General features: G+C 46.9%; 22 protein-coding genes. 19 read left to right on the top strand and 3 right to left on the bottom strand.

Annotated features, from left to right (window positions below):
• The first annotated feature begins 119 nt into the window (after positions 1-119).
• The 7 genes from nrdR to thiL all read left to right on the top strand — a co-directional run bounded on the left by nrdR (position 120) and on the right by thiL (position 6108).
• On the top strand, positions 120-584 hold the full coding sequence (gene nrdR, locus ACJROR_RS03970) for a transcriptional regulator NrdR (protein ID WP_406545962.1): 465 nt from the start codon (positions 120-122) through the stop codon (positions 582-584).
• Between the two features lie 86 nt (positions 585-670).
• A complete protein-coding gene (locus ACJROR_RS03965; RefSeq protein ID WP_406545961.1) occupies positions 671-1912 on the top strand; it encodes an RNA-guided endonuclease InsQ/TnpB family protein in 1242 nt (413 codons plus the stop codon).
• A gap of 110 nt (positions 1913-2022) precedes the next feature.
• Positions 2023-3201: a bifunctional diaminohydroxyphosphoribosylaminopyrimidine deaminase/5-amino-6-(5-phosphoribosylamino)uracil reductase RibD gene (ribD, locus tag ACJROR_RS03960; RefSeq protein WP_406545960.1), complete on the top strand. Its 1179-nt coding sequence runs from the start codon at positions 2023-2025 to the stop codon at positions 3199-3201.
• Positions 3186-3875 carry a riboflavin synthase gene (locus ACJROR_RS03955; RefSeq protein WP_406545959.1) on the top strand — a complete coding sequence of 230 codons (690 nt, stop codon included), beginning with the start codon at positions 3186-3188 and terminating at the stop codon, positions 3873-3875. The genes ribD and ACJROR_RS03955 overlap by 16 nt, the downstream gene beginning before the upstream one ends.
• A gap of 146 nt (positions 3876-4021) precedes the next feature.
• A complete protein-coding gene (gene ribE, locus ACJROR_RS03950; protein WP_406545958.1) occupies positions 4022-4492 on the top strand; it encodes a 6,7-dimethyl-8-ribityllumazine synthase in 471 nt (156 codons plus the stop codon).
• A gap of 10 nt (positions 4493-4502) precedes the next feature.
• Positions 4503-4934, top strand: coding sequence for a transcription antitermination factor NusB (gene nusB / locus ACJROR_RS03945; protein WP_406040141.1), 432 nt, complete (start codon positions 4503-4505; stop codon positions 4932-4934).
• Between the two features lie 172 nt (positions 4935-5106).
• The gene (thiL, locus tag ACJROR_RS03940; protein ID WP_406545957.1) at positions 5107-6108 is read left to right on the top strand and encodes a thiamine-phosphate kinase; all 1002 of its coding nucleotides are present in this window, start codon (positions 5107-5109) and stop codon (positions 6106-6108) included.
• Positions 6109-6161: 53 nt separating this feature from the next.
• Here thiL and ACJROR_RS03935 read toward each other — a convergent pair whose 3' ends face one another.
• On the bottom strand, positions 6162-6377 hold the full coding sequence (locus ACJROR_RS03935; RefSeq protein WP_406040145.1) for a SlyX family protein: 216 nt from the start codon (positions 6375-6377) through the stop codon (positions 6162-6164).
• 184 nt (positions 6378-6561) lie between these two features.
• Between ACJROR_RS03935 and ACJROR_RS03930 the strand changes: the two genes are divergently transcribed.
• Positions 6562-7365, top strand: coding sequence for an FKBP-type peptidyl-prolyl cis-trans isomerase (locus ACJROR_RS03930; protein ID WP_406040147.1), 804 nt, complete (start codon positions 6562-6564; stop codon positions 7363-7365).
• A gap of 84 nt (positions 7366-7449) precedes the next feature.
• Here the strand turns inward: ACJROR_RS03930 and dsbD are convergent, their stop codons facing one another.
• Entirely contained in the window at positions 7450-9288 is a 1839-nt protein-coding gene (gene dsbD / locus ACJROR_RS03925) for a protein-disulfide reductase DsbD (protein ID WP_406545956.1), read from the bottom strand.
• A 334-nt stretch (positions 9289-9622) separates the two neighbouring features.
• On the opposite strand from dsbD, the gene ACJROR_RS03920 reads away from it, so the two are divergent.
• The 4 genes from ACJROR_RS03920 (at position 9623) to ACJROR_RS03905 (ending at position 14225) form a co-directional block, all read left to right on the top strand.
• Positions 9623-9916, top strand: coding sequence for a co-chaperone GroES (locus tag ACJROR_RS03920; RefSeq protein ID WP_406039824.1), 294 nt, complete (start codon positions 9623-9625; stop codon positions 9914-9916).
• A 67-nt stretch (positions 9917-9983) separates the two neighbouring features.
• On the top strand, positions 9984-11621 hold the full coding sequence (gene groL, locus ACJROR_RS03915; RefSeq protein WP_406545955.1) for a chaperonin GroEL: 1638 nt from the start codon (positions 9984-9986) through the stop codon (positions 11619-11621).
• Positions 11622-11709: 88 nt separating this feature from the next.
• Positions 11710-12261, top strand: coding sequence for a M48 family metallopeptidase (locus tag ACJROR_RS03910; protein ID WP_406039820.1), 552 nt, complete (start codon positions 11710-11712; stop codon positions 12259-12261).
• 188 nt (positions 12262-12449) lie between these two features.
• Positions 12450-14225: an EAL domain-containing protein gene (locus tag ACJROR_RS03905; protein ID WP_406545954.1), complete on the top strand. Its 1776-nt coding sequence runs from the start codon at positions 12450-12452 to the stop codon at positions 14223-14225.
• A 155-nt stretch (positions 14226-14380) separates the two neighbouring features.
• Here the strand turns inward: ACJROR_RS03905 and ACJROR_RS03900 are convergent, their stop codons facing one another.
• Positions 14381-16855, bottom strand: coding sequence for a penicillin-binding protein 1A (locus ACJROR_RS03900; RefSeq protein WP_406545953.1), 2475 nt, complete (start codon positions 16853-16855; stop codon positions 14381-14383).
• A gap of 175 nt (positions 16856-17030) precedes the next feature.
• Here ACJROR_RS03900 and pilM point away from each other — a divergent pair, with 175 nt between their 5' ends.
• From pilM to ACJROR_RS03865, 7 genes are all read left to right on the top strand, one after another.
• Complete coding sequence (gene pilM / locus ACJROR_RS03895) at positions 17031-18098, top strand: type IV pilus assembly protein PilM (RefSeq protein WP_406545952.1); 1068 nt, start codon at positions 17031-17033, stop codon at positions 18096-18098.
• Complete coding sequence (locus tag ACJROR_RS03890; RefSeq protein WP_406545951.1) at positions 18086-18691, top strand: PilN domain-containing protein; 606 nt, start codon at positions 18086-18088, stop codon at positions 18689-18691. Before pilM ends, ACJROR_RS03890 begins: the two co-directional genes overlap by 13 nt.
• On the top strand, positions 18691-19335 hold the full coding sequence (locus ACJROR_RS03885) for a type 4a pilus biogenesis protein PilO (protein ID WP_406545950.1): 645 nt from the start codon (positions 18691-18693) through the stop codon (positions 19333-19335). The genes ACJROR_RS03890 and ACJROR_RS03885 overlap by 1 nt, the downstream gene beginning before the upstream one ends.
• Positions 19335-19868, top strand: coding sequence for a pilus assembly protein PilP (locus ACJROR_RS03880; RefSeq protein WP_406039808.1), 534 nt, complete (start codon positions 19335-19337; stop codon positions 19866-19868). Before ACJROR_RS03885 ends, ACJROR_RS03880 begins: the two co-directional genes overlap by 1 nt.
• 22 nt (positions 19869-19890) lie before the next feature.
• Positions 19891-22002, top strand: coding sequence for a type IV pilus secretin PilQ (pilQ, locus tag ACJROR_RS03875; RefSeq protein ID WP_406545949.1), 2112 nt, complete (start codon positions 19891-19893; stop codon positions 22000-22002).
• Positions 22003-22108: 106 nt separating this feature from the next.
• On the top strand, positions 22109-22654 hold the full coding sequence (gene aroK / locus ACJROR_RS03870; protein WP_406545948.1) for a shikimate kinase AroK: 546 nt from the start codon (positions 22109-22111) through the stop codon (positions 22652-22654).
• A partial coding sequence (locus ACJROR_RS03865; protein ID WP_406545947.1) for a 3-dehydroquinate synthase family protein occupies positions 22655-23167 on the top strand: 513 nt, incomplete at its 3' end.

The following is a 23167-nucleotide window of genomic DNA, read 5'->3' as shown; positions in this document are numbered from 1 at the left end:
TTCAGCTGGATTGCTTCTTACTGAATTGGGTTCTGTTTTCTGAATCAGGTATGTTAAGAATCCTGCAGTTATCTTAAAATATCTGCGGGATTTTTTATTGTTTTTCAGGTGTTTGTTGTATGCGCTGTCCGTTTTGTAATGCCCCTGACACTAAAGTAGTTGATACCAGAACTATAAGCAATGGCGCGGAAATCAGAAGACGCCGTGAATGCATATCATGTCATCAGCGTTTTTCCACATTAGAGGAGGCCGATATTCGCATGCCTCTTATTGTTAAGACCGACGGCACTCGTGAGCCTTTTAATGAAAACAAGATCCGGGTGGGCATGCTGAGAGCTCTGGAAAAGCGTCCGGTTACCGTTGACAGTCTTGACCGGGCTGTGAATACCATAAAGTCACGTCTCAGAGCTTCCGGAGAAAGAGAGATAAAATCCCGGGTGCTGGGCGGCTATGTTATGGAAGAGCTGTTTCGGCTGGATTCCGTGGCCTATATTCGCTTTGCTTCGGTTTATCTCAGCTTTTCCACCATACAGGACTTCAGTAAAGCAATTGAGGCAATGGAAAAAAGCAACGGCGGGAAATAAGAGTATGGCTCTGTTATAGAGGATAGTTGATCGGTAAGATCCTGATTTTTTTGACTGATGTAAATATCTCTAAAAGAGGTTTCAAAATGATTTTAAGCACTTGTTTCTACATAGACAACACAAGATGGTTCAAAGAACAGTTTGAGCTGTCAAGGTGCTTATTTAATCAGGCCAGATACTTCTTTAGAGATTATTACGATAAAAATAAAGCCGTTATGCGTGGAAACGACCTTGAAAAGGTATTAAGGACTCAAGATACAAAACTGAATTACTATAGAAAACTCTGCAAGGCTAAACTTGCTCAAATGATCGTAATCAGCCTATATAAGAATTACGCCGGTTTCTTTAATGCAATTAAGGAGTTTAAAATTCATCCGGAGAAGTTCAATGGAGAACCCAAAGCACCTAAATACAAAGAAAATCCGAATATACTGTATTTTGATTATCAGTCAGCTAAAATCAAAGGTCAGTTTATAGTATTAAATAAAGACGTAAAAATCCATATTCCTCATGATATATTTGAAAAATACAAGGATAATTTAAAGAATTTTAAAACAATTGATTTTATTCCGAAGTTTAATAAAATCAAAGTCTGCATAACTTATGAAACAGAAGAATTGAACCCTGATTTAGACCAGAATCAGTATTTAGGCATTGATTTAGGTCTGAATAACTTTTGCAGTTGCGTTTCGGAATTTGACTGCTTTATTATAAACGGAAGGCCCGTAAAATCAATAAATCAGTACTATAATAAAGAAGTTTCAAAAATAAAATCCGAAAGACCTTTAATCGGAGACAAACAAGATTTTAATTACAACAAATTCAATATTTTTAAGTTAGGTTTTAAACGAAACTTAAAAATTGAAGACTATTTGCACAACGCATCAAGGAGCATTGTGAACTTTTGTGTGGAACACAAAATCGGTACAGTAGTTATTGGAAGAAACAAGCAATGGAAAGACTCCATTGCATTAGGTAAACAAACCAACCAGAACTTTGTATCGGTTCCGTTCTTTAAGTTTATAAATATGCTTAGGTACAAGTGCAAAATGGCAGGGATAAATCTTGCGGAGCAAGAGGAGTCCTATACCTCTAAGTGCGATTCACTGGCATTTGAACCCGTTGAAAAGCACGAGGAATATAAAGGCAAAAGGATTTTCCGAGGCTTGTTTAAGTCATCCACAGGCAAAGTTTTAAATGCCGATATAAATGGTGCTTTAAATATAGTCCGAAAATACTTAGCCAAGTTAAAAGCAGCCGATGAGTCTTTTGTAAAAAGGATAGTCGGTAGAGGTCTATTCGCTAGACCGCATATAATAACTTTCTAGCTGTTTTATGGAGAGTTATTCCCTATGAAATGTTTCAGATCAACTATAGAGTGGAACAGAGCGAAGAGTGAGTAAAGCAAGAGAGAACTGAATAACATTCGGGAGCCGTCATGTCTGATAATTTTGTTTTTTCAGAGACTGATCATGAATATATGAGAAGAGCTCTGGCATTGGCTGAAAGAGGTCTCTATACCACGCTGCCCAATCCTGCTGTGGGCTGTGTCCTGGTGAAGAATGGCAAGATAATCGGCGAAGGCTGGCACCACAGGGCCGGGGAGCCTCATGCTGAAGTAATGGCTTTGCGAAATGCGGCGGAGAGGAATCTGGATGTTAAAGGGGCGACAGCCTATGTCACCTTGGAACCCTGTTCTCATTACGGGAGAACTCCTCCCTGCGCACTTGGCTTAGTTAATGCCGGAATATTCCGGGTCGTGGCGGCTATGAAGGATCCCAATCCTCTGGTTAGCGGCAGGGGCTTTAAATTTTTAGCGGATGCCGGTGTCTGTGTCTCCTGGGGGCTTTATGAAAACGAAGCCCGGGAGCTTAACAGAGCATTTCTTTACTCCATAGTTAACGGCATGCCTTATGTTACCATTAAGTACGGTATGAGCCTTGATGCCAGAGTGGCTCTTGCCAATGGCGAGAGCAAATGGATTACCTCGGAAGCCTCCCGTCGTGATGTGCAGAGACTGCGGGCCCGTCATCAGGCGATTCTTACCTCGGCGGCTACTGTGGTGAGAGATGATCCCTCCCTTAATGTCAGATGGCCGGAACTTCCGGAAGCGGTGCGAGAACTGTTTTCAGAAGACCCCGGAATTACCCCTTTTAGGATCATTGCGGATCCCGATAATGCTATTACCCTTAAGGAAAAACTTTTTCAGTGTCCTGGGAAGGTGCTCATAGCCAGAACCGGAGCTGGAGATGCGGTTACTGAAGAAAGGATATCAGACAGTGTTTCCGTGGTGAAGGTGCCCGCAAGGGAGGATAATCCCCGGCATATCAGCTTCCGGCATTTATGGAGATACCTGGACAGCATCAATATCCGTAACGTTATGATTGAAGCGGGCCGCGGCTTGGTTTCAGATGTGATAAGACAAAATACCGCTAATGAAATTGTCGTTTATATGGCTCCAAAAATCATGGGATCGGATGCTGTTCCCGCATTTGGCGCTTTGGGGCTTAGCTCCATGGCGGAGGTGCCGGAGCTCGTTATCAGTGATGTTGCAGCTGTCGGATCTGATATCAGAATTACCTGCCGTTTTAAGGAGGGGGCATGTTTACCGGAATAATTGAAGCCTTGGGAACAGTTACGTCTTTTCGTAAGAACGGCAGTGGCGCTGTTATGACCGTGCATGCCTCGGGACTGGATTTTTCTGATGTGAAAATCGGAGATTCCATTGCCTGTAATGGGGTGTGCGTTACAGTAACATCTTTTGCCGGTGCTTCCTTTACCGCTGATTTATCTTCGGAAACCCTGAGCTGCACCAGTTTTAAAAACGGATCTCCGGGAAAGAAGATTAATCTTGAAAAGGCCATGTCCGTGTCGGGCAGAATGGGCGGGCACATTGTGCAGGGGCATGTGGATGCCATAGGCGAGATTCTGTCAGTGTCTGACCGGGACGGGGTGCGCGAGGTGTGGATAACTTTGCAGCCTGAGATTGCTAGGTATGTTGTCCACAAGGGATCCATCACTGTTGACGGCATCAGTCTTACGGTAAATGAAGTTCTTGAGGATCGTTTCAGGCTTACTCTTATTCCTCATACTGGATCTGTTACCACGGTTTCAGACTGGACCCCCGGGATGACGGTAAATCTGGAGGCTGATATTCTGGGACGGTATGTGGAAAGACTGCTGTTTTTCCGGGATAACGAAGCTTCCCTGTCCAGTAAAGACAAAGGTTCCCGTTCAGCAGGCAAAACAGGGATCACAGAGGAATTTCTGCTGGCCCATGGCTTTCTGTAGTGCACAGGGATGATGCGGGCGGCAATGTCCGGAGCTTCCGGCGGGGACTTAAGAAGCTTTTTCATAATCTGAGTCTTTCCAATCCTCGGGGAAAGTCAGATCGTTATGTGTTAAAATTTGCAATGTAATAATTGAGGAGCATAAGTATGCAGGTTATTGAAGGCAATCTGGCAGCGCCGGAAGCCAAAGTGGTGATTGTGGTTTCCCGTTTTAACAGTCTGGTTAATGAGCATCTGGTCAGCGGAGCTCTGGATGTGCTCACCAGAATCGGTCAGGTTAAAGATGACAATATTACTGTGGTAAGAGTTCCGGGAGCTATTGAAATCCCGCTTACCGTTAAGAAGATCGCCAAGGCCAGAAAGGGGCAGGTTGATGCCATTATTGCCTTGGGTTCCGTTATTCGCGGTGATACCTACCATTTTGAAGTGGTGGCCAATGAAAGCTCTAAGGGGCTGACCCAGGTTATGCTGGAGGAAGAGGTGCCGGTGGCTTTTGGCGTGCTTACCACTGATACTTTGGAGCAGGCTGTGCTTCGTGCCGGATCCAAGGGCGGCAATAAGGGAGCAGAGGCAGCCAGCGCCGCTTTGGAAATGATTAATGTTTTAAAGCAGATTTAAGAGGGTTATTGTGAGTCAGGGTCCCAGACATAAGGCTAGACATTTTGCCATGCAGGCTCTTTATCAGTGGAGCATCAATAACGAACTTCCGGAAGTGATCGAAAAGGAATTTCTTGAAGATCAGCCCTTTGGCGATGATACGGATAAGGAATATTTTCATGAGCTTCTCACGGGAACTGTAATTCATCTTCAGGAAGTGGATGCTGCCTATACTCCCTATCTCTCCAGAAAGGCTGATGACCTTGATGCTGTGGATAAGGCAATCCTGCGGCTGGCTACTTATGAGCTTCTGTTTGAAAAGAAGGTGCCTTTCAAGGTAGTCATCAGCGAGGCTATATTGCTTGCTAAGAAGTTTGCCGCTCAGGACAGTCATAAATTTGTTAACGGCGTTCTTGACAAGGTTGTTCATGAAGCAGCTCCTGATACTGAAAAAAAGGAATAGTCTTCACGCTTCAGGCTGATGAGATTAGGCGAGACACTTGAAACGCTGTCCTTCTGTTTCAGGTGTCTTTTTATTTTTGATGCGGCGTTATCGTACTGTTCTGGCGTAAGATACTGTTTTTCCTGAATGCCCGTTTCTCCGGCAAAATACTCAAGCAATGAATTTAACCGCTATGAACGAATTTGAGCTTATTAAAAAATACTTTTGCGATTGGGATATCGGGAGCGCAGGCGGGATACACGGTGATGGCACAGCAGCCTCGCAGGTATCTTTAGGTATCGGTGATGACTGCGCTCTTTTGAATATTCCGGAGGGAAAGCATCTTGCGGTTTCCACGGATACATTTTCCGAGGGCACGCACTTTTTTAAGGGCACATCTCCGGAAGCTATCGGATATAAGGCATTGGCTGTTAATCTTTCGGATCTGGCTGCCATGGGAGCGGATCCTCTGGGATTTACTCTGGCTCTGTCGCTGCCCGATGATAATCCTGCTTTTTTAGCCGGTTTTTCCCAGGGGATGCGTTCTCTGGCATCCAAGTGGCGCATTCCCCTTGTGGGCGGTGATACGGTGAGAGGAGCCTTATCAGTAACCATTACGGTACTGGGGGCTGTGGCAGACAGCGAGGCCCTAAGAAGGGATAGGGCTGAAACCGGGGACAGAATTTTTGTTTCCGGCCCCCTGGGCGGAGCGGCCTATGGGGTATGGGCCAGATATCGTGACATTTCGGAAACTCCGGAAACCCGGGCATTATTTTCCAGACTTGATTACCCCTGCCCCAGACTGGATTTGCTGCCGCTTCTCAGACTTCTGGGCTGTCGCTCGGCTTTGGATATTTCCGATGGCCTTTTAGGAGACCTTTCTCACATACTGAAAGCTTCCCGAAAAAGGGCGGTCATCAATCGGAAGAGTATTCCCTGTCCGGAATTTCCGAAGGAGGTTCCTCCGGAGGAACAGCTTAAGATGATTCTGGCCGGAGGGGATGACTATGAGCTCCTTTTTACCCTATCTCCGGAAAATGCCGAGAGATACAAGGAAATGAAGAGAGAAAATCCGGCTCTTCCTGTTCTTTATGAAATTGGGAGCATTCACGACTGTTCTTCGGATTTTCCGGAGATATCCTTCGCTGATTCTCCTGACATCCCTGCGGACATAGCGGGGTTCACGCACTTTTGATAGGGCTGTAGGCTGGTCTCCGTTTTGTTCCAATCCGGTGAGTAGTGAGGTGGTTAGTAGTGCGGCGGCGGGGTCTCTTCGCTCCGGGGAGCAATATTGCTGGACTCGTAGGCCTTAAGCTTATTCGCCAGATACTTAAGCTGGATTTCCTGCTTTTTAATAATGAGTCCCTGCTCATAAAGCTCCTGACTCAGCCGCTCCTGGTTGTATTCCAAATAGGCGAGACGGGTTTCCAGGTCTTCATTGGTTTCCGGGGAATTCTCTTTCATGGCTGGCTGCTATTTCCTAATTCAAAAAAAGTCGGTTATCAAGTAAAATGCATTCTAGCAAAAAGTACCGGCAAGACTAAACAATATTGAGCGCATGAAGCGCCATAAGGCGGCATGAGCTTAAATGACGAACTCTTCCGGAATCAACGCTTCTTTTGTTTGTAATAATGTTAAGGAAATAATTGTGAAAAAGATTGTTTGTACTTTCCTTGCCTCTGCTGTAGCCATCGGACTTGCAGCATGCGGCGGTGAGTCAAAGGCATCAAGCACTGAGAGCAGCGCTGCTCAGCCGGCTGCTGAGACTAAAGCAGCAGCTTCTGGCAATAAGTCAGACTACACCTTTGAACAGAAGGTGGCTGTTTCTTTTGGTACCGTAGCAGGCACTAATTTTAAGAGAACCTTCGATGAAATGAAGGATCTGGATGTGGATTTTGACAAGGAACTTTTCATCAAGAGCTTTATTGCCGCTGTTAACGGTGCCGAGCCGGAATTTTCCGAAAAGGATATGCAGAAGGCTCTGGAAGAGTTTGGTCATAAGATGCAGGCTAAGCAGATAGCAAAGGAAAAGGCCGCCGCTGAAAATAATCTTAAGCTCGGTGAAGCCTTCCTTGCTGAGAATGCCAAGAAGGACGGAGTTAAGACCACTGAATCCGGACTTCAGTACAAAATTATCAATCCGGGCGAAGGTGATGCTCCGTCCGCTAAGGATACCGTTAAGGTTAATTACCGCGGCACCCTCATTGACGGCACCGAATTTGATAAGTCTCAGGAACCCATTGAGTTTGGTCTTGACCATGTAATTCCCGGCTGGACCGAAGGTCTGCAGCTCCTCAAGAAGGGCGGCAAGGCTGAACTTTATATTCCTGCCAAGCTGGCCTACGGCACTCATTCTCCGAGTCCCGCAATTCCTGCCAACTCTGTACTGGTATTTGAGGTTGAGCTTCTTGATGTGAAGAAGGCTGCCGCTCCCGGTTCCGAAGCTAAATAACAGCTGAGCTTTTACTTTTTATTAATAATTGATGAAAAAGCCCCGGCATGCATGGCAGCCGGGGCTTTTTAACAGGTGTCCTGTTCACCTGCGGAGCTCTGCCAGAAATTCCCCGGCGTTCTTGTATCCTGTTATTTTTTTTGTCAGTCTGCCGTTTTTGAATATAAGAATGGTGGGAACTCCGGTAACCTCGAATTCGTTAAGGAGGTTATGTGCGGGAGCCTCTTCTGAGGTAATGTCAGCAAAAACCGGGGTGCTTTTAAGGAGCTCTTTTCTGACTTCCTGATCCTTAAAGGTGGTATTTTCGTACATGATGCAGGTACGGCACCAGTCAGCCCGGAAATCCAGAATGACGACTGGATTATTTTTCAGAATTTCATGAAATTCCGCCGGTGTTTTTACCTCGGTAAAGATCTGTTCAGTATTAGCAGCTTCTTCGATATCCAAAGTCCACCATCCGGCAAAGGCCAGGGCAATGCCGCAAAGAGCAGTGGCTCCGGTAAATACCTTTTTATGGGTTTTCGGAAGGGCATAGGCCAGGTAGGCGAAGAGCGATGTTACCAGAAGCACTGACAGGGCCGTCAGAACTCCTGATGTCATATATCTCTGAAGGAGTATCAGGGGTACCGAGAGCAGCAGAAAACCGCAAACTGTCTTAATGATAACTGTCCAGTTCCCGGTTCTGGGGAGGCATTTCTGTCCGAAGAGGCCGATAACAAAGAGGGGCGTTCCCATCCCTAAAGCCATAATGTAGAGGTAGATACCGCCTTTCAGGAGACTTCCGTCCTGCATGATAAACATTAAGGCTCCCGCCAGCGGGGCCGTGGTGCAGGGGGAAGCGATTACCGCGCTGAGAGCTCCCATGGCGCATACCCCCAGCAAGGTTCCTCCCTTTTGCTTATCCGAGAATGATTGCAGCCTGTTAAGCAGCTTCTCCGGTAAGGTGAGCTCGAAAAGTCCGAACATGGAGGCAGCCAAAACGATAAAGATCAGAGATAAGACAATCAGTATCAGAGGATGCTGAATTATGGCATGGAGCTTGGTTCCGGCATAGGCAATGCCGAAACCGATGAGCATATAGGTGAGAGCCATGCCCTGAATGTAGAGAAAAGAGTACCAGAAGGCGGTTACAAAATTCTTTTTGTGTCCCCCGATGATGATGGCGCTCCATATGGGATACATGGGAAACATGCAGGGCGTAAGACTCATCAGAAGTCCCAGCGCAAAGAAAATCATAAGACCGGCAATAAAACCGCTGTCGTGGATTTTTTGGTAAATATCAGAGGCGTTGTCACTGTTGACGACAGTGCTATTTTTGCCGCTGTTAATGGGATCTGAGGTATTTGCTTCTGCGGCGGTATTTCCGGTAACAGAGCTTTCCTGAGTCGGAGTTCCTGATGTACCGGAAGCCTGTGTCCCGGTATCAGCTTCCCCTGCTGTTTCGGAAGCTTTTGAAATCTTACGAAGATTAAGAGTGGTCGTTACCGGAGGATAGCAAAGTCCCTCGATGCAGCCCTGATAGGTGACAAGAATCTGGGGGAGCGGATTTGTGGCTGTCAGTTCCGCCTTAATTTCCGCCTTTTCATAAAAAATATGAGACTCTCCCATGTATTCATCGTCATGAGGAATGCCCTTGGGAATCCTGATATTGCTGATAGCGCAGTTTCTGGGCACCAGTTTGAACTTTTCCTGATAAAGATAGTAGCGATCCGCGATCTCGAAGGTGATCTTAATCTTGTCATTGTCCTGCTGAAGAGACGGAATAAAAGCCTCTTCCGGCTTCAGAAATTTTTTCTGCGGTAAAAGCTCGTCGGCATTGGCGGTTTCGGTAAAGATGGCAAGTCCCCGGGAGAGCATTTCCGCTGCTGCCTGGGGAGCGGTCTCTCCTGACAGGATCCCGGATGAAAAAAGAAGGCATCCCATAACTGCAATAACGGGAGCGAAGAAAGAAAAGAATTGTTTGAACGGACGTTTTAGCATCGGACAGGAGTCTCCGCATCTCAATGGTTCTCAGGATGCCCGGATTTTATCACATCTCTTAACTCCGGACATTCCGGGGCTTATGCGGACTGTTCTTTCCCTTTCCAGTGCCTTTTAGGTTCCGCTCCCGAAATAGTTAAAAATTTTTGCAGGACTCTTGAATTATCGTATTGAAGTCCCCACATAAGGGGTAGTGTTAGTTTGTCGGTTTGATACCGGTTTTGATTTTTAGTTTGGAGGCGGTTCAAAGGATTTAAACTTTGACCACATATAGAATATGACAATTCGTCCTTTACATGACCGTGTTATTGTTAAGCGTACCGAGGTTGAGGCCAAGTCTTCCGGCGGCATTCTTCTCACTGGCGCTGCTGTTGATAAATCCACCCGCGGCGAGGTTATTGCCGTAGGCGCCGGTCGTGTTCTTGATAACGGCACTGTTCTTCCCATGGGTGTTAAGGTTGGCGACAAGGTAGTTTTCAACGAAGGCTACGGCGTTAAGAAAGAAAAGCTTGACGGCGAAGAAGTTCTTATCATGTCTGAAAGCGATATTCTTGCAGTTATCGAGGACTGATTTAAACAGGTTTTTATAAACCCCGCAGCTGTAAGTCTGCCGGGGTCTTTTTACAGGAAATATTAAAATGTCAGCTAAAGATGTACTTTTTGGAAGCGACGCCCGCGTTCAGATGCTTGAGGGCGTTAATGTTCTTGCAAATGCCGTAAAGGTTACCCTTGGCCCTAAAGGCCGTAATGTTGTTTTGGACAAGAGCTATGGCGCTCCTGCCATCACCAAGGACGGCGTTACTGTTGCCAAGGAAATCGAGCTGGAGAACAAGTTCCAGAATATGGGCGCTCAGATGGTTAAGGAAGTAGCTTCCAAGGCTAATGATGCTGCCGGCGACGGCACCACCACTGCTACCGTTCTGGCTCAGGCTATTATCAGCGAAGGCTTGAAGTCTGTTGCTGCCGGCATGAACCCCATGGATCTCAAGCGCGGTATTGACAAGGCTGTTCAGGCTGCTGTTGAAGAACTCAAGAGCATTTCCGTTCCCTGCGATGACAGCAAGTCCATTGCTCAGGTAGGCACCATCTCTGCAAATTCCGATGAAACTGTCGGCAAGATCATTGCTGATGCCATGGAAAAGGTTGGTCGTGATGGCGTTATCACTGTTGAAGACGGCAACGGTCTCGAGGACAGCTTGGACATCGTTGAAGGCATGCAGTTTGACCGCGGCTATCTTTCCCCTTACTTCATTAACAAGCCGGACAGCGCTTCAGTAGAGTTCGATGAGCCGTATATCCTTCTCGTTGACAAGAAGATTTCCAACATCCGTGATATCCTTCCTGTTCTCGAAGGCGTTGCCAAGACCAGCAGACCGCTCCTTATCATCGCCGAGGATGTTGAGAGCGAAGCTCTGGCTACCCTGGTTGTAAACAATATGCGCGGCATTGTAAAGGTTGTGGCAGTCAAGGCTCCTGGCTTTGGCGACCGCAGAAAGGCTATGCTTCAGGATATCGCCATTCTTACCAATGGTACCGTTATTTCCGAAGATATCGGCATGAAGCTTGATGCTGCTACCATTAACGATCTCGGCCAGGCCAAGAAGATTGTTATTACCAAGGATAACACCACTGTAATCGATGGCGCCGGCGACAAGGAAGCTATCAAGGATCGCGTAGCTCAGCTGCGTCATGCCATTGATGAAACCAAGTCTCAGTATGATAAGGAAAAGCTTCAGGAACGTGTTGCCAAGCTTGCCGGCGGTGTTGCTGTGATTAAGGTTGGCGGCGCTACTGAAGTAGAGATGAAGGAAAAGAAGGATCGCGTTGACGATGCTCTTCACGCTACCCGCGCTGCTGTTGAGGAAGGTGTTGTTGCCGGCGGCGGTGTTGCTCTTATCAGAGTTGCCAGCAAGCTGAAGGATCTTCAGGGCGACAACCAGGATCAGAGCGTTGGTATCAAGGTTGCTCTCAGAGCCATGGAAGCTCCGCTCCGTCAGATCGTTGAAAATGCCGGCGATGAGGCTTCTGTAGTTGCCAATGAAGTTCGTAACGGTCAGGGTAACTATGGTTATAATGCTGCTACCGGTCAGTATGGCGATATGCTGGAAATGGGCATTCTGGATCCTACCAAGGTTACCAGAAGCGCTTTGCAGTATGCTGCTTCCGTTGCCGGTCTCATGATTACCACCGAGTGCATGATCACCGAGCTTCCTAAGAAGGATGCTCCGGCAGCTCCTGCCGGCGCCGGTATGGGCGGCATGGGTGGCATGATGTAATATCAGGCTGTTAGCTTGCTGTAATTTTGGGTAATGAGTGGCCGGACAAGTTTCCGGCCTTTTTATTTTAGGAAATCAGGAAGAACCAATGCAGGAATACAAAGGGATCCCCATAGTCAGAAATCCCCGCAGAAAAACTTTAGGTCTTTACATATCCCTCGGAGGACGGCCGGAGGTGCGGTGTCCGTATCGCTGTCCTGATGAGAAAATCATGGAGTTCATCGACAGCCATGCTGACTGGGTCGCAAGCCATACGGCAAAGAATGCTGCTCCGGCTGCCACTATGTCGGTGCCGGAACTAAACATGCTGGGACAGGAAGCTCTGAAGGAGATTGCTCCCCGGGTGCGGTATTATGCTGATCTTATGCAGATTAAGGTTCGCAGGGTTACCTTTAAGCTCATGAAATCCCGCTGGGGATCCTGCAGCTCCGATGGCAACATTTCCCTTAATATCCTGCTCATGCTGGCTCCGGTTAAGGTCAGGGATGCCATTGTGGTTCATGAACTGAGTCACCGGGTGCATATGAATCACAGCCGGGATTTTTATGAGATGTGCGTTAAATACTTTCCGGAATACTGGGAGTGCGAGAAATGGCTGAAAAGCCACGGCAAGGAAGTTCTTGCCCGGGCATATGACTGAGGATGCATCTTTGGCGGATGGCGTAATCAGATTAAACCTCTTCAGCAATTCAAACTCTTCAGTATTTCGTGTTTTACGGTTTGTGTTTTTTGTTTAAGTAACTAACAGTTTAGTTCATTTCGTGGTGTTGTTTTGCCTTTTTAACTGTACACTGTTAGTCATATGTTTAGTATCCTTGAGTTTGTCATATGATTATTGCTGTCACGTGCTCGCTGGTGCTGCTCCTTGTGCTTATTGTGTGCGCGCGTATTCTTGTCATCCAAAAGAAAACCATAAAAGCATTACGGAAGCAGAATGCTGAGTTTATTACTCTCTGTGATTTGATTCAGGCTCCCATATGGTTTAAGGACAGCGATCTCAAGCTTACCTGGGTTAATCAGTTTTATGCTCTCATGTTTGACAAGGACAGATCCTATTTTGTCGGGCTTACTGACCGTGACATCGCTCCGAAGAAGCTGGTGGAGGGCTATGTCCGGGATGATATGTATGTCCTGGAATCCAAGAATGTTTACCGTTACCGTGAGAATGAAAAAGCCGGTCTTTGGTTTGAAAGCGTTAAATTTCCTTTGGTAGGGGAGGACGGCAATTCCTACGGAGTAGGGGGCATTGCCTTTAATGTCACGGCTATCAAGAAATCTGAGAATATGCTTCATAAGCTGGTGCACAGCGACTATCTCACCGGTATTCCCAATCGTCTCAGTCTGTCCGTGGAAGGGGCGAAGTATCTCTCAGAATCAGATGCCGCGGGACAGAAGCTGGCCTTCATTTTGGTGGACATTAAAAACTTCTTAAGCGTTAACAAGATGCACGGGCATGTGGTGGGTGATGAAATTCTGAAGATCACTGCCGAAAGAATTAAAAATGCGCTTTCTGATTTTGCCGCATTTGTCGGACGCTTCAGCGGCGATCAGTTTCTGGTTATGCTGAAGAACTGCAATGATGCCGAGGTCATCGATAATGCTGTGACAAGCATTCAAAATGAAATCGGGAACCAGTATCAGATTTTTGGCGGCGCCTTTGCGGTATCTGTTTCTGTCGGTATCAGCATCTTTCCTGAACACGGCATGGATTATGAGACCTTGATAAGAAATGCCGATGTGGCTCTTCTGGCCGCAAAAAGATCCTTTGATCAAAATGTGATGACCTATTCTGAAGTTATGGGAATGGGAACCAATAAGAGGGTGTTAATCGAGAACAAGCTCAGCGGAGCCGTGGCTCGTGGCGAGTTCTACCTTTACTATCAGCCCAAGGTTTGCGAAGAAACGAAGAGAATTAAAGGCATTGAGGCCCTTATCAGATGGAATAGTCCGGATTTTGGCAAGCTGATGCCGAATGATTTTATCCCCATAGCCGAGGACAGCGATGTCATAGTTACCATAAGCGATTGGGTGCTCAAAACAGCTCTGGAGCAGAATCTTTCCTGGAAGGAAAAGTTCGGTGAGATGTACCCGATGGCGGTCAATCTTTCCAGACGTCAGATCTCAAAGCCGGATTTTCTGACCAAAATTGTCAACCTTCTCGAGGAGCTTAACTATCCGCCGAAATTTTTGGAGATGGAGCTTCGGGAGACAGTGCTGTCCCATGCTGACGTCAGAATTCTTAAGGACTTTGGCCATCTCCGCGAGATGGGAGTAAAGATCAGCGTCGATGATTTCGGCACCGGACTTATCAACATCACCAATCTTAAGACCTTCCCCTTGGACTGCATCAAAATTGATAAGTGTTTTATCAGCAACATTTCCAAGTCTCAGGAGAAGCAGCAGATCGTGGATGCTATTATCAGTCTGGCAAAAACCTTTAAGCTTTCGCTGATTGCCGAAGGAGTGGAAACCGGTATTGAGCTTGACTACCTGAAACAGTCGGGAATTGCCGATATTCAGGGTTTCTATTTTGCGGAGCCGCTGAATGTTGAGGCTATGACCGATTATATTGAGCACAAAAAGAATTCCGGAGAGAGCAATTAGCGGTTAAGGCAATACGGACGGGACGGCGTTGTTCGTAATCTGGTGCCTCTGATGACAAAAGGAAAGGGCTGTGTCGTAAGACGCAGCCCTTTAAATTTAACCGGGTTTTCACTGCTGTTATCAGCAAAGTTACCCGGCTTCATTCAGGCGTTTCTCTACATTATGTCATCAAGACCGCCGTCCCCTCCGAAGCTTCCCTGAGAGGATGAAGAGGAAGGTGATGATGAACCGGAACTGCTCCGTCCGCCATTATCAACCTTAAAGTCCTCTTCTTCGGTAACATAGGTGTTTGCGGAAATGCGCGGAGTCTTGATAAAGAATTCCTTATAACCCGCCACAGAGCTGGTAACGATGTCTTCTCCAGGCTCCACCGGGGTTTCCGGAGTTCCCTTGAGAGCATAGTTCATAAATTCAATCCAGATAGGAAGAGCGGATTTACCGCCGGATTCTCCCCGTCCCAGACTTTTTGCATAATTGTCGAACCCCACCCATACCGTGGTAACGGTATTGCCGTTGAACCCGGAAAACCAGGCATCGCGGCTTTCGTTGGTGGTACCGGTCTTTCCGGCAATATCATCCCTCTTCATTACCCGGGCCCTGGTTCCGGTGCCGTTATACCTGCCCCGGGGGCCGGATCCGCCCCAGATAACGCTGTGGAGCGTGCTGGCAATAAGGAAAGCATTGCCATGGGTGATGATTTGTTCTGCGTGGTGTCCTTTAACTAGAAGCTCTGCTTCTTCGGGTACCAGCTCCGGTTTAATGGAATTAACCACGGCATTCGGACAGTCGTTGCAGGCGTCATAAGGTTTTGCTTTGTAAATAACCTGTTCCGCATCTCCCAGAGTAACCGTCTCAATGAGGTAAGGTTCGATTTTATAGCCGCCGTTGGAGAAGGTGGCATAACCGGTTACCAGCTCCAGGGGGGAAACCTCAAAGGCGCCCAGAGCGATGGAGTCGTTCTTCTGGTACTTTTTGACAGTGAAGCCGAACTTGGAGAAGTGCGTTACGAATTTATTAACCCCCAGAGCTCTGATAAGACGGACGGAAACCACATTCTTTGATTTTGTCAAAGCCTCTCTGATGGGGATGAGTCCCTCATATACGTTAGGCGAATTCTTGGGAGACCAGCTGTTTTTGCTCCAGGGATTCCAGATGGAAATTCTTTCATCCAGCATCAGGGAAGCCAGAGTAAATCTGTCAGCCAGTGCGGCGGAGTAGAGGAAGGGTTTGATGTTTGACCCGGCCTGACGCTTTGCCTGTTCTACTCTGTTAAAGGAGTTCTGCATAAAACTGTAGCCGCCTACCATGGCCTTAATCGCCCCGGTGTGGGAGTCAAGGGAGATGAGAGCGCCTTGTACAGAGGGGATCTGTCTCAGCTTGTATTGATTGTCCTTTGTGTGCTCTACATAAACCAGATCTCCCGGCTTTATAAACTGGGCGACTTTGGCCGGAAAATTCCCGGAAGGTACTTCGTTTCTGGTGGTCTTGGCCCATTTCATATGGTCAAAGGAAATGGATCCGATCCCCTTGTCCTTTACATAGACATTAACTGAGCTTGTTTTGCTGTCTGCAGAAACGGCGATGGCAGGAGTAATGTACTCAAAGGTTTTATAGTTTTTGAGAACAGTCTTCAGGGATTCTTCATCGTTAAGGTCGATCTTCTGAGATTGCAGGATGTTTTCCGGCTTCCGGTAGCCATGGCGCATATCATAGGCGTTGAGGCCGTCATACACCGCCCGGTTGGCCACATGCTGCATTTCGGAGTCTATGGAGGCATAAACCTTGTAGCCTTCGGTGTACACGCCTTCGCCGTAGGTGGCTTCCATCTTCAGTCTTATGGATTCTGCCACATAAGGGGCATTTGCTTCCAGCTTGGCCTTGTGGTAGTAGGCGGACACGGGTTCATTATCGGCGTTCTGATATTCCTCCGGGGTTATCATATTAAGCTGAAGCATTCTGTTCAGAACCAGATGTCTTCTCTTTCTGGCGTTTTCCGGATGGGAGATAGGGTTAAGGTTAGAAGGTGCCTTGGGGAGTCCGGCTATCATTGCCATTTCTCCCAGAGTAAGTTCATCTACGGTCTTGCCGAAATAGACATAAGCGGCAGCAGCCACGCCGTAGGAATGATGTCCGAGGGCAATCTTGTTAAGATAAAGCTCCAGTATTTCATCCTTGGTCAGAGTCTGCTCGATCTTCCAGGACAGGAAGATCTCCTTGATTTTTCTGGAGAAGGTTTTTTCATTGGAGAGAAAGAAGTTTCTGGCTACCTGCTGGGTGATGGTACTGGCGCCCTGAACCTTTTTTCCGGAAGAGAGACCGGCATAGGCGGCGCGCACGATGCCAATGGGGTCGATTCCGACGTGGTCATAAAAGCGAGCATCCTCTATTGCTAAAAAGGCATTCTTCAGTCTTTCCGGAATCTGGTGAATGGAAAGCGGCATTCTGCGATGCTGTCCGAATTCGCCGATAAGCTTCCTGTCTTTTGTATAGATGAGGAGAGGCGTTTCAAAGGAAACATCCCTGAGCTCATTAACATCGGGAAGAGCGCTTTGCGTGTGATAGTAATAAAAGCAGCCGGCGGCAGTCAGCAGGCTGCCCAGCAGTATGCAGAACCATATGATTCTGCGCATCCAGATAAAAATCATTTGTATGTCACTGAGTCAGTTAAGAATTTCTGGAATTATAGCTTAATTTGTTACCTAGCTCAAAATCGGCAAAAGGAATATTTCTTTTTTTTAGATATCGGAAGTCATAAAAAGTTATGATATGGGAACGAGTAAAACTTTAATCAGCACGGATGCAAATATGGCTGGAATGAAAAGCAAAGGCGTACTTTATTCGCTCCTCGGGGTGGATTTTGGTAGCCAAAGTATCAAAGCAGTTGCAATCGCAGGCAAGTCCAAAGACTTCAAGATTACTGCCGTAGCAGAAGTCCCTACTCCGAAGGGGGCGATAGTCGATTACCAGATCAATGACATTGAGAAGGTAACGACTGCTGTGAAGACTTTAGTCAAGCATGTTTCTGGCGGCCCCAGATTTGTGGCTACTTCTGTTTCGGGGTCTAGTGTAATCTCAAAGATTATTCAGGCTGACGCAAATTTCAAGGATTCAGAACTGAGTACCTTCGTGGAGCAGGAAGCTGAACAGCTTATTCCGTTCCCTCTTGATGAAATCAGTCTGGATTACGAAATTCTTGGGCCGAATCTTGTTGATGCCACTAAGAGTGATGTTCTTCTGAGCGGTGCCAAAACCGAAAGCGTTGAATCCCGCCAGGCGGTGTTTGAAGGCGTCGGCAGAACGGTTAAGGTTGTGGATATCGGTATTCATGCCCTTGCCAGAGCTGTTAAGGCCACTATCCCTGGTTTTGAAGAGGCTTATAACGAAAAGCCTGTGGCGCTTGTTGACGTCGGCGCGGTAACTCTTACCTTTGGTGTAATGTATCACGGTGAAGTTATTTATCAGCGTCTTCAGAGCTTCGGCGGTGATACCCTGACTCAGAATCTTTGTCAGGCTACCGGCATGGCTTATGAGGATGCCGAAAAAGCCAAGGTAACCAACAGGATGCCCGGCGATGCCAAGAACGAAATCATTAACCCGTTCATGATTCAGCTGGCGCAGAATATCAAGCGTAATGTACAGCTTTTCAGCAGTTCGTCATCTCACCGTGATGTATCTGCAGTTGTTCTTACCGGCGGCGGCTGCCTGGTTGAAGGTTTTGTTGACCAGATGAGCTCGCTTTTGAGAATGGATGTTAAGTGTCCGGATATTTTTAAGAAATTCCCTAATCTCAAGAGCGATACTAACCAGATGGGGTGCAAGTATATGACCGCACTGGGTTTAGCATTAAGGAGTTTTGAAGAATGTCCAATATAAACCTCCTCCCGTGGCGTCAGCAGCTGAAGAAGAAAAGTAAAGATGCCTTTATAAAGATTCTTGTTGGGTTCTTTCTGGTCGGTGTGTCGATCGTTGTTCTGGGCTACCTTTGGCTGTCCTTCGAGATTAACACGCAGCAGGGCAGAAATAAGGAGTTCAAGGAGCAGATTGCTCAGCTTGATCAGCAGATTGCCGAAATAGCGAAGTTGAAAGAGCGCCGTCAGGAACTCATTGATCGTATGAAAGCCATTGAAACCCTGCAGCAGAACAGGAATATTGCCGTGCATCTGTTCTCGGATTTGCCGACATTAGTTGCTTCTGGCGTTTATCTTGATTCCATGAAGTTTGATCAGAGAACCGCTCAGGTAAAGGGAATGGCTGAGTCCAACCCTCGTGTTTCATCTATGCTTCGTAACATTGACAACAGTAAGTGGTTAGGTCAGAGCAACATTACTGAGACTAAGGCTGAAATGCAGAATGGGCAGCGTAAGCTTCCTACCCTTCCTGACGGCCTTTACAATTTTGTTATGAGCTTTAAGGTAGTTGACAGCACTGATGCCCTTAATGCTGGTAACAATGGAGGTACCAAGTAATGGCCGGAAGTGATTTTAATATTAACCAGATTGAGACTTGGCCTCTGATTTTAAGGCTTGCAACAGGTTGTTTTTTAGTTGGTGCAATTTGCTATGTATCCTGGTGGGCTCAGGGCGAAGAAATGCAGGACAAACTTGACAACGAGATCCGAGAAGAGACTCGGCTTCGCAAAGAGTTTGAAGACAAAGCGGCTCAGGCTGCCAATCTTGAAGCTTACAAGGAGCAGATTGTTGAATTGGAAAGCTTGCTCGATGCGCAGTTAAGACAGCTTCCTAACAGTAATGAGGTTGCCAATCTTCTTGATGACATTTCCTTTATTGCGCAGGATAACGGTCTGACTTTGGCCAGCATTAAGTGGGAGCCGGAAGTCCAAAAGGAGATTTACACTGAACTCCCGATGAACATCCATGTTACCGGTACCTATGAACAGCTGGGCAGTTTTGCCGCAGACACTGCGGCTCTTCCGCGAATTGTTACCATCGATAAGTTTGATCTTTCCAGAGTCGATCTTAAGGACAAAGGTGGCAAGGTTGTGGATTCCGAGCTTTTGGATATGAAGCTTATTGCGAAGACTTTCCGTTACAATGAAACTCAGGCTAAGCAGAACCAGCAGCGCAAGCAGCGGAAGGAGGCGAAGAGATAATGAAGAAGTTAACCTTGTTGTCCGCAGCGTTGGCGTCTGTTTTGCTGCTCACCGCATGCGAAACTGGATATTCGGATTCCGTAAAGGAGTTTTGCGATACCAAGCGTAAGCAGGCGCCTTCCGAGATTAAGCCCCTTCCTCAGGTAACAGCCTTTGTTGCCATGAAGTTCGAGCCCAAAACTGATCGTATGCCGTTTGTTCTTCCCAAGCCTGAGATTTCTCAGCCAGCTTCGGCCAAGCCTGTTAGCTGTGAACAGCCGGACAGAGAACGTCCTATGGAAGAACTGGAGCAGTACTCACTTGATAATCTCTTCATGCGCGGTACCATCATGATGGATAATAAGCTCAGAGCTTTGATTCAGACTGCAGATGGTATCGTTGTCCGTGTTGTTCCCGGAATGCATATGGGACTCAATTTCGGTAAGGTAATCCGTGTTGCGCCGGATTCTGTAGAGGTTGAGGAGTTTATCTCTGACGGTAACGGATGCTGGGATAAGAAATCATCCCGTATTGATTTGATTGAAGCGGAATAATTAGCAGGCAGGAAACATAATTATGAATTTTCAGAAGAAGAAATTAGGGCTTTGTGTGATGCTGGCATCATTTGCCGGTGTTGTATTGCCTGCTGAGGCAGCCACTAAGCTTGAAAACATTAAGGTAGATAACAGTCTGGCTTCTCAGACCCGGATTGAGTTTCAGTTCGATGGTCCTGTGGGCGGCTATCAGGATCGTCTCCAGTATGACCCGGAGCAGTTGGTGCTTAATCTTAGCGATGCAGAATCTGCTTTGCTTAAGAATGAATTTAAGGTTAAGTCCAAGTCTGTAAAAAATGTTAACGTAAAGCAGAGCGGCGGCGATCTTAATGTTGCTGTGGATTTGGAGTCCTTGGTTCCCTATGAGGTTTCTCAGCAGGGTAACTCACTTTACGTAACTCTTGGTCAGGATCCTCGGGCAACCGCTGCCAAGCAGGGTTATGCCGATCCCAGCGTTCTTAAGTCCAAGAAGACTGTAGCAGCCGGAATTAACCGCATCAATGGCATTAACTTTAAGAAAGGTGCTGCCGGTGAAGGCTTGGTTCTGGTAAGTCTTGATAACAAGAATGCGGCTCTTGAGCTTATTCCCAAGGGCACTCATCTTCTGGCCAAATTCCATGGTTCAGCAGTCGATCCCAACCTTCTTGCTGTGATGGATGTAAATGATTACGGTACCGTGCTCAAGAATATTGATGTTTCTGAAGGTGCCGACGGTGCTGTTCTTGATATTGCTCTCCAGACCGCTGAGTTTGAAGCCAAGCATGTTCAGAACGGTGAAGCTATCGTTATCACTGTAGCCAAGAAGAAGCCAGTTGTGAAGGTTACCGATGCTCCTCGCTATCTTGGTAAGAATCTGTCTCTGTCTTTCCAGGATATTCCGGTAAGAAATGCTCTCAAGATTCTTGCTGAGGAAGTTAAAATCAATCTGGTGATGAATGACTCGGTAAGCGGCAATATCACCGTAAACTTTGATAATGTTCCTTGGGATCAGGCTCTTGATACCATCCTCCGCGTCAAGGGACTTGATAAGAGAGTTGATGGCAATATCCTTCTCATTGGGCAGCAGGAAGAGCTTTCCTCCTATGAGCAGAAGCAGCTTGAAGAGCAGGAGAAGAAGAGCGCTAAGGAGCCTTTGGTTACTGAATTCATTCAGATTAACTACGCTAAGGCCTCTGATATCGTGAAGCTCCTTAAGACTAATGATGGTGCTAATTCCATTGCTGCTGAACAGGGCGGAAACAATTACGGTCAGGGTGGCGGCAACGGCGCAGAAGCTTCTGACAGTCTCCTTTCCGTACGCGGTACTGCTACTGTTGATGAAAGAACCAATACTCTGATCATCAAGGATACTGAGGCATCCATTGCTAATGTTAAGCGTCTTATCGAAAAGCTTGATACTCCGATTCAGCAGGTTATGGTTGAGGCTCGTATCGTTGCTGTAGACGATTCTGTGTCTGAGGATCTTGGCGTGCACTGGAATCTTGCAAGCAATAATATTATTCAGTCCGGACATGAAGATGGTAAATGGAGCGGACAGATTGCTACAAAGACTCAGAATTCAAACGCAGAAGATAACGGCGGTCTTATCAGTATAGGCAGACTGGGCAAGAATTTCGAGCTTGGCCTGACCTTGGCAGCTCTTGAGTCTGAAAACCGCACTGAGACCATTGCATCTCCGCGGGTTACTACCACTAACCAGAAAGAAGCTAAGATCGAGCAGGGTTATCAGATTCCTTCCCTGACCGCTGCTTCCAGCGGCGCCACTACTGTTGAATGGACTGATGCCGTGCTTTCTCTTACGGTAACTCCTCAGATTACCCCGGATGACAGTATTTTCCTGGATCTGGAGATTACCAACGATACCTTGGGCAATACCGTTACTACTGTAACTGGCAGCGCTATCAGTATCAACAAGAGAAAGGTTACTACTTCTGTGCTCGTTGGTAACGGCGAAACCTTGGTTCTGGGCGGTATTTTCCAGCAGGAAATCAAGCGCATTAAGAACCAAATTCCGTTCCTGGGCGATATCCCGGTAGTTGGCTGGCTCTTTAAGACTGTTTCCAACTCCAACACCCGTCGTGAAGTGCTGGTATTTATTACCCCGCACATCATTGAAGGCGCTGTAGGCCGGTAAGAGTTTTCATTTCAGCGTAAAGGTCTCCATTTTGGAGGCCTTTTTTTATGCCTGCTCAAAATACGTTATAATTTCCCTGTTTTATGGTTACTTGATGTTAGTTGTTATGTCCAAGCGCAGAAATATTTTTTTAGTGGGGCCTATGGGTGCTGGCAAAACCACCATCGGCCGGCTTCTTTCTGAAATACTGCACCTCCAGTTTTTGGATTCGGATCAGGAAATTATCAACAGAACCGGAGCAGATATCTCATGGATCTTTGATGTTGAAGGGGAGGGCGGTTTTCGGAAACGCGAAAGCGACGTTATCAATGATCTTTCCTGTCGGGAGGGCATCGTTCTTGCTACCGGCGGTGGTGCTGTTAAAACGGATGTAAATCGAGTTTACCTTCGTGAGCGCGGTACTGTGGTTTATCTCAAAACCTCAGTATCGAAGCAGTATGAAAGAACCCGCTTTGATCACAAACGTCCGCTTCTTAAGGAGCCCGATCCCCGGCAGGTTCTGGAAAAGCTTCTGCAGGAAAGAGAGCCTCTTTATTTGGAAATTGCAGATATTGTAGTTAGCACGGACGAGAATGATCCCCGTTCCCTGGCTCCGCGTATCGCAGAAGATTTTCGCAGGTTTTGCAGTAATCCATCATCGGTGAGGAAGTAAATGTTAAAAAAGTTAATCGTTGATTTAGGTGAGCGCAGTTATCCCATTTTTATTGCAGACGGAGCTCTGACTTTTCCTGAATTGTGGCAGGATTGTCTGGTGAAAAGAGGCAAGGTGGTAATTGTTACTAATGAAACCGTGCAAAAGTGGTATTTGGAACCTCTTAAAAACGCCTTGAAGTCAATTGGTGTTGAAGCCTTATCCTGTATTTTGCCTGATGGCGAACAGTATAAAGATCTTCAGCATTTCAACGATATTATGACCTTCCTTCTGGAAAACTCTGCCGGCCGTGATTCCACGATCTTTGCTCTGGGCGGCGGTGTTATCGGGGATATGTCCGGTTTTGCGGCAGCGTGTTATCAGCGCGGCATTGATTTTATCCAAGTACCTACTACTCTGCTTTCTTATGTGGATTCATCAGTGGGTGGCAAGACTGCGGTCAATCATCCTCTGGGAAAAAATATGATTGGCGCCTTTTACCAGCCTAAGGCCGTAATCATTGATTTGAACACT

The organism is Succinimonas sp., assembly GCF_045225735.1.
Taxonomy (GTDB): Bacteria; Pseudomonadota; Gammaproteobacteria; order Enterobacterales; family Succinivibrionaceae; genus Succinimonas.
Note: the sequence above shows the minus strand (reverse complement) of the source record. Positions and strands in the feature narration are given on the sequence as shown.

Excerpts from the sequence above, each read along its gene's own strand:
- nrdR (WP_406545962.1), top strand. The coding sequence starts at position 120 with ATGCGCTGTCCGTTTTGTAATGCCCCTGACACTAAAGTAGTTGATACC.
- ACJROR_RS03965 (WP_406545961.1), top strand. The coding sequence starts at position 671 with ATGATTTTAAGCACTTGTTTCTACATAGACAACACAAGATGGTTCAAA.
- ribD (WP_406545960.1), top strand. The coding sequence starts at position 2,023 with ATGTCTGATAATTTTGTTTTTTCAGAGACTGATCATGAATATATGAGA.
- ACJROR_RS03955 (WP_406545959.1), top strand. The coding sequence starts at position 3,186 with ATGTTTACCGGAATAATTGAAGCCTTGGGAACAGTTACGTCTTTTCGT.
- ribE (WP_406545958.1), top strand. The coding sequence starts at position 4,022 with ATGCAGGTTATTGAAGGCAATCTGGCAGCGCCGGAAGCCAAAGTGGTG.
- thiL (WP_406545957.1), top strand. The coding sequence starts at position 5,107 with ATGAACGAATTTGAGCTTATTAAAAAATACTTTTGCGATTGGGATATC.
- ACJROR_RS03935 (WP_406040145.1), bottom strand. The coding sequence starts at position 6,377 with ATGAAAGAGAATTCCCCGGAAACCAATGAAGACCTGGAAACCCGTCTC.
- dsbD (WP_406545956.1), bottom strand. The coding sequence starts at position 9,288 with ATGGGATGCCTTCTTTTTTCATCCGGGATCCTGTCAGGAGAGACCGCT.
- ACJROR_RS03920 (WP_406039824.1), top strand. The coding sequence starts at position 9,623 with ATGACAATTCGTCCTTTACATGACCGTGTTATTGTTAAGCGTACCGAG.
- groL (WP_406545955.1), top strand. The coding sequence starts at position 9,984 with ATGTCAGCTAAAGATGTACTTTTTGGAAGCGACGCCCGCGTTCAGATG.
- ACJROR_RS03910 (WP_406039820.1), top strand. The coding sequence starts at position 11,710 with ATGCAGGAATACAAAGGGATCCCCATAGTCAGAAATCCCCGCAGAAAA.
- ACJROR_RS03905 (WP_406545954.1), top strand. The coding sequence starts at position 12,450 with ATGATTATTGCTGTCACGTGCTCGCTGGTGCTGCTCCTTGTGCTTATT.
- ACJROR_RS03900 (WP_406545953.1), bottom strand. The coding sequence starts at position 16,855 with ATGCGCAGAATCATATGGTTCTGCATACTGCTGGGCAGCCTGCTGACT.
- pilM (WP_406545952.1), top strand. The coding sequence starts at position 17,031 with ATGGCTGGAATGAAAAGCAAAGGCGTACTTTATTCGCTCCTCGGGGTG.
- ACJROR_RS03890 (WP_406545951.1), top strand. The coding sequence starts at position 18,086 with ATGTCCAATATAAACCTCCTCCCGTGGCGTCAGCAGCTGAAGAAGAAA.
- ACJROR_RS03885 (WP_406545950.1), top strand. The coding sequence starts at position 18,691 with ATGGCCGGAAGTGATTTTAATATTAACCAGATTGAGACTTGGCCTCTG.
- ACJROR_RS03880 (WP_406039808.1), top strand. The coding sequence starts at position 19,335 with ATGAAGAAGTTAACCTTGTTGTCCGCAGCGTTGGCGTCTGTTTTGCTG.
- pilQ (WP_406545949.1), top strand. The coding sequence starts at position 19,891 with ATGAATTTTCAGAAGAAGAAATTAGGGCTTTGTGTGATGCTGGCATCA.
- aroK (WP_406545948.1), top strand. The coding sequence starts at position 22,109 with ATGTCCAAGCGCAGAAATATTTTTTTAGTGGGGCCTATGGGTGCTGGC.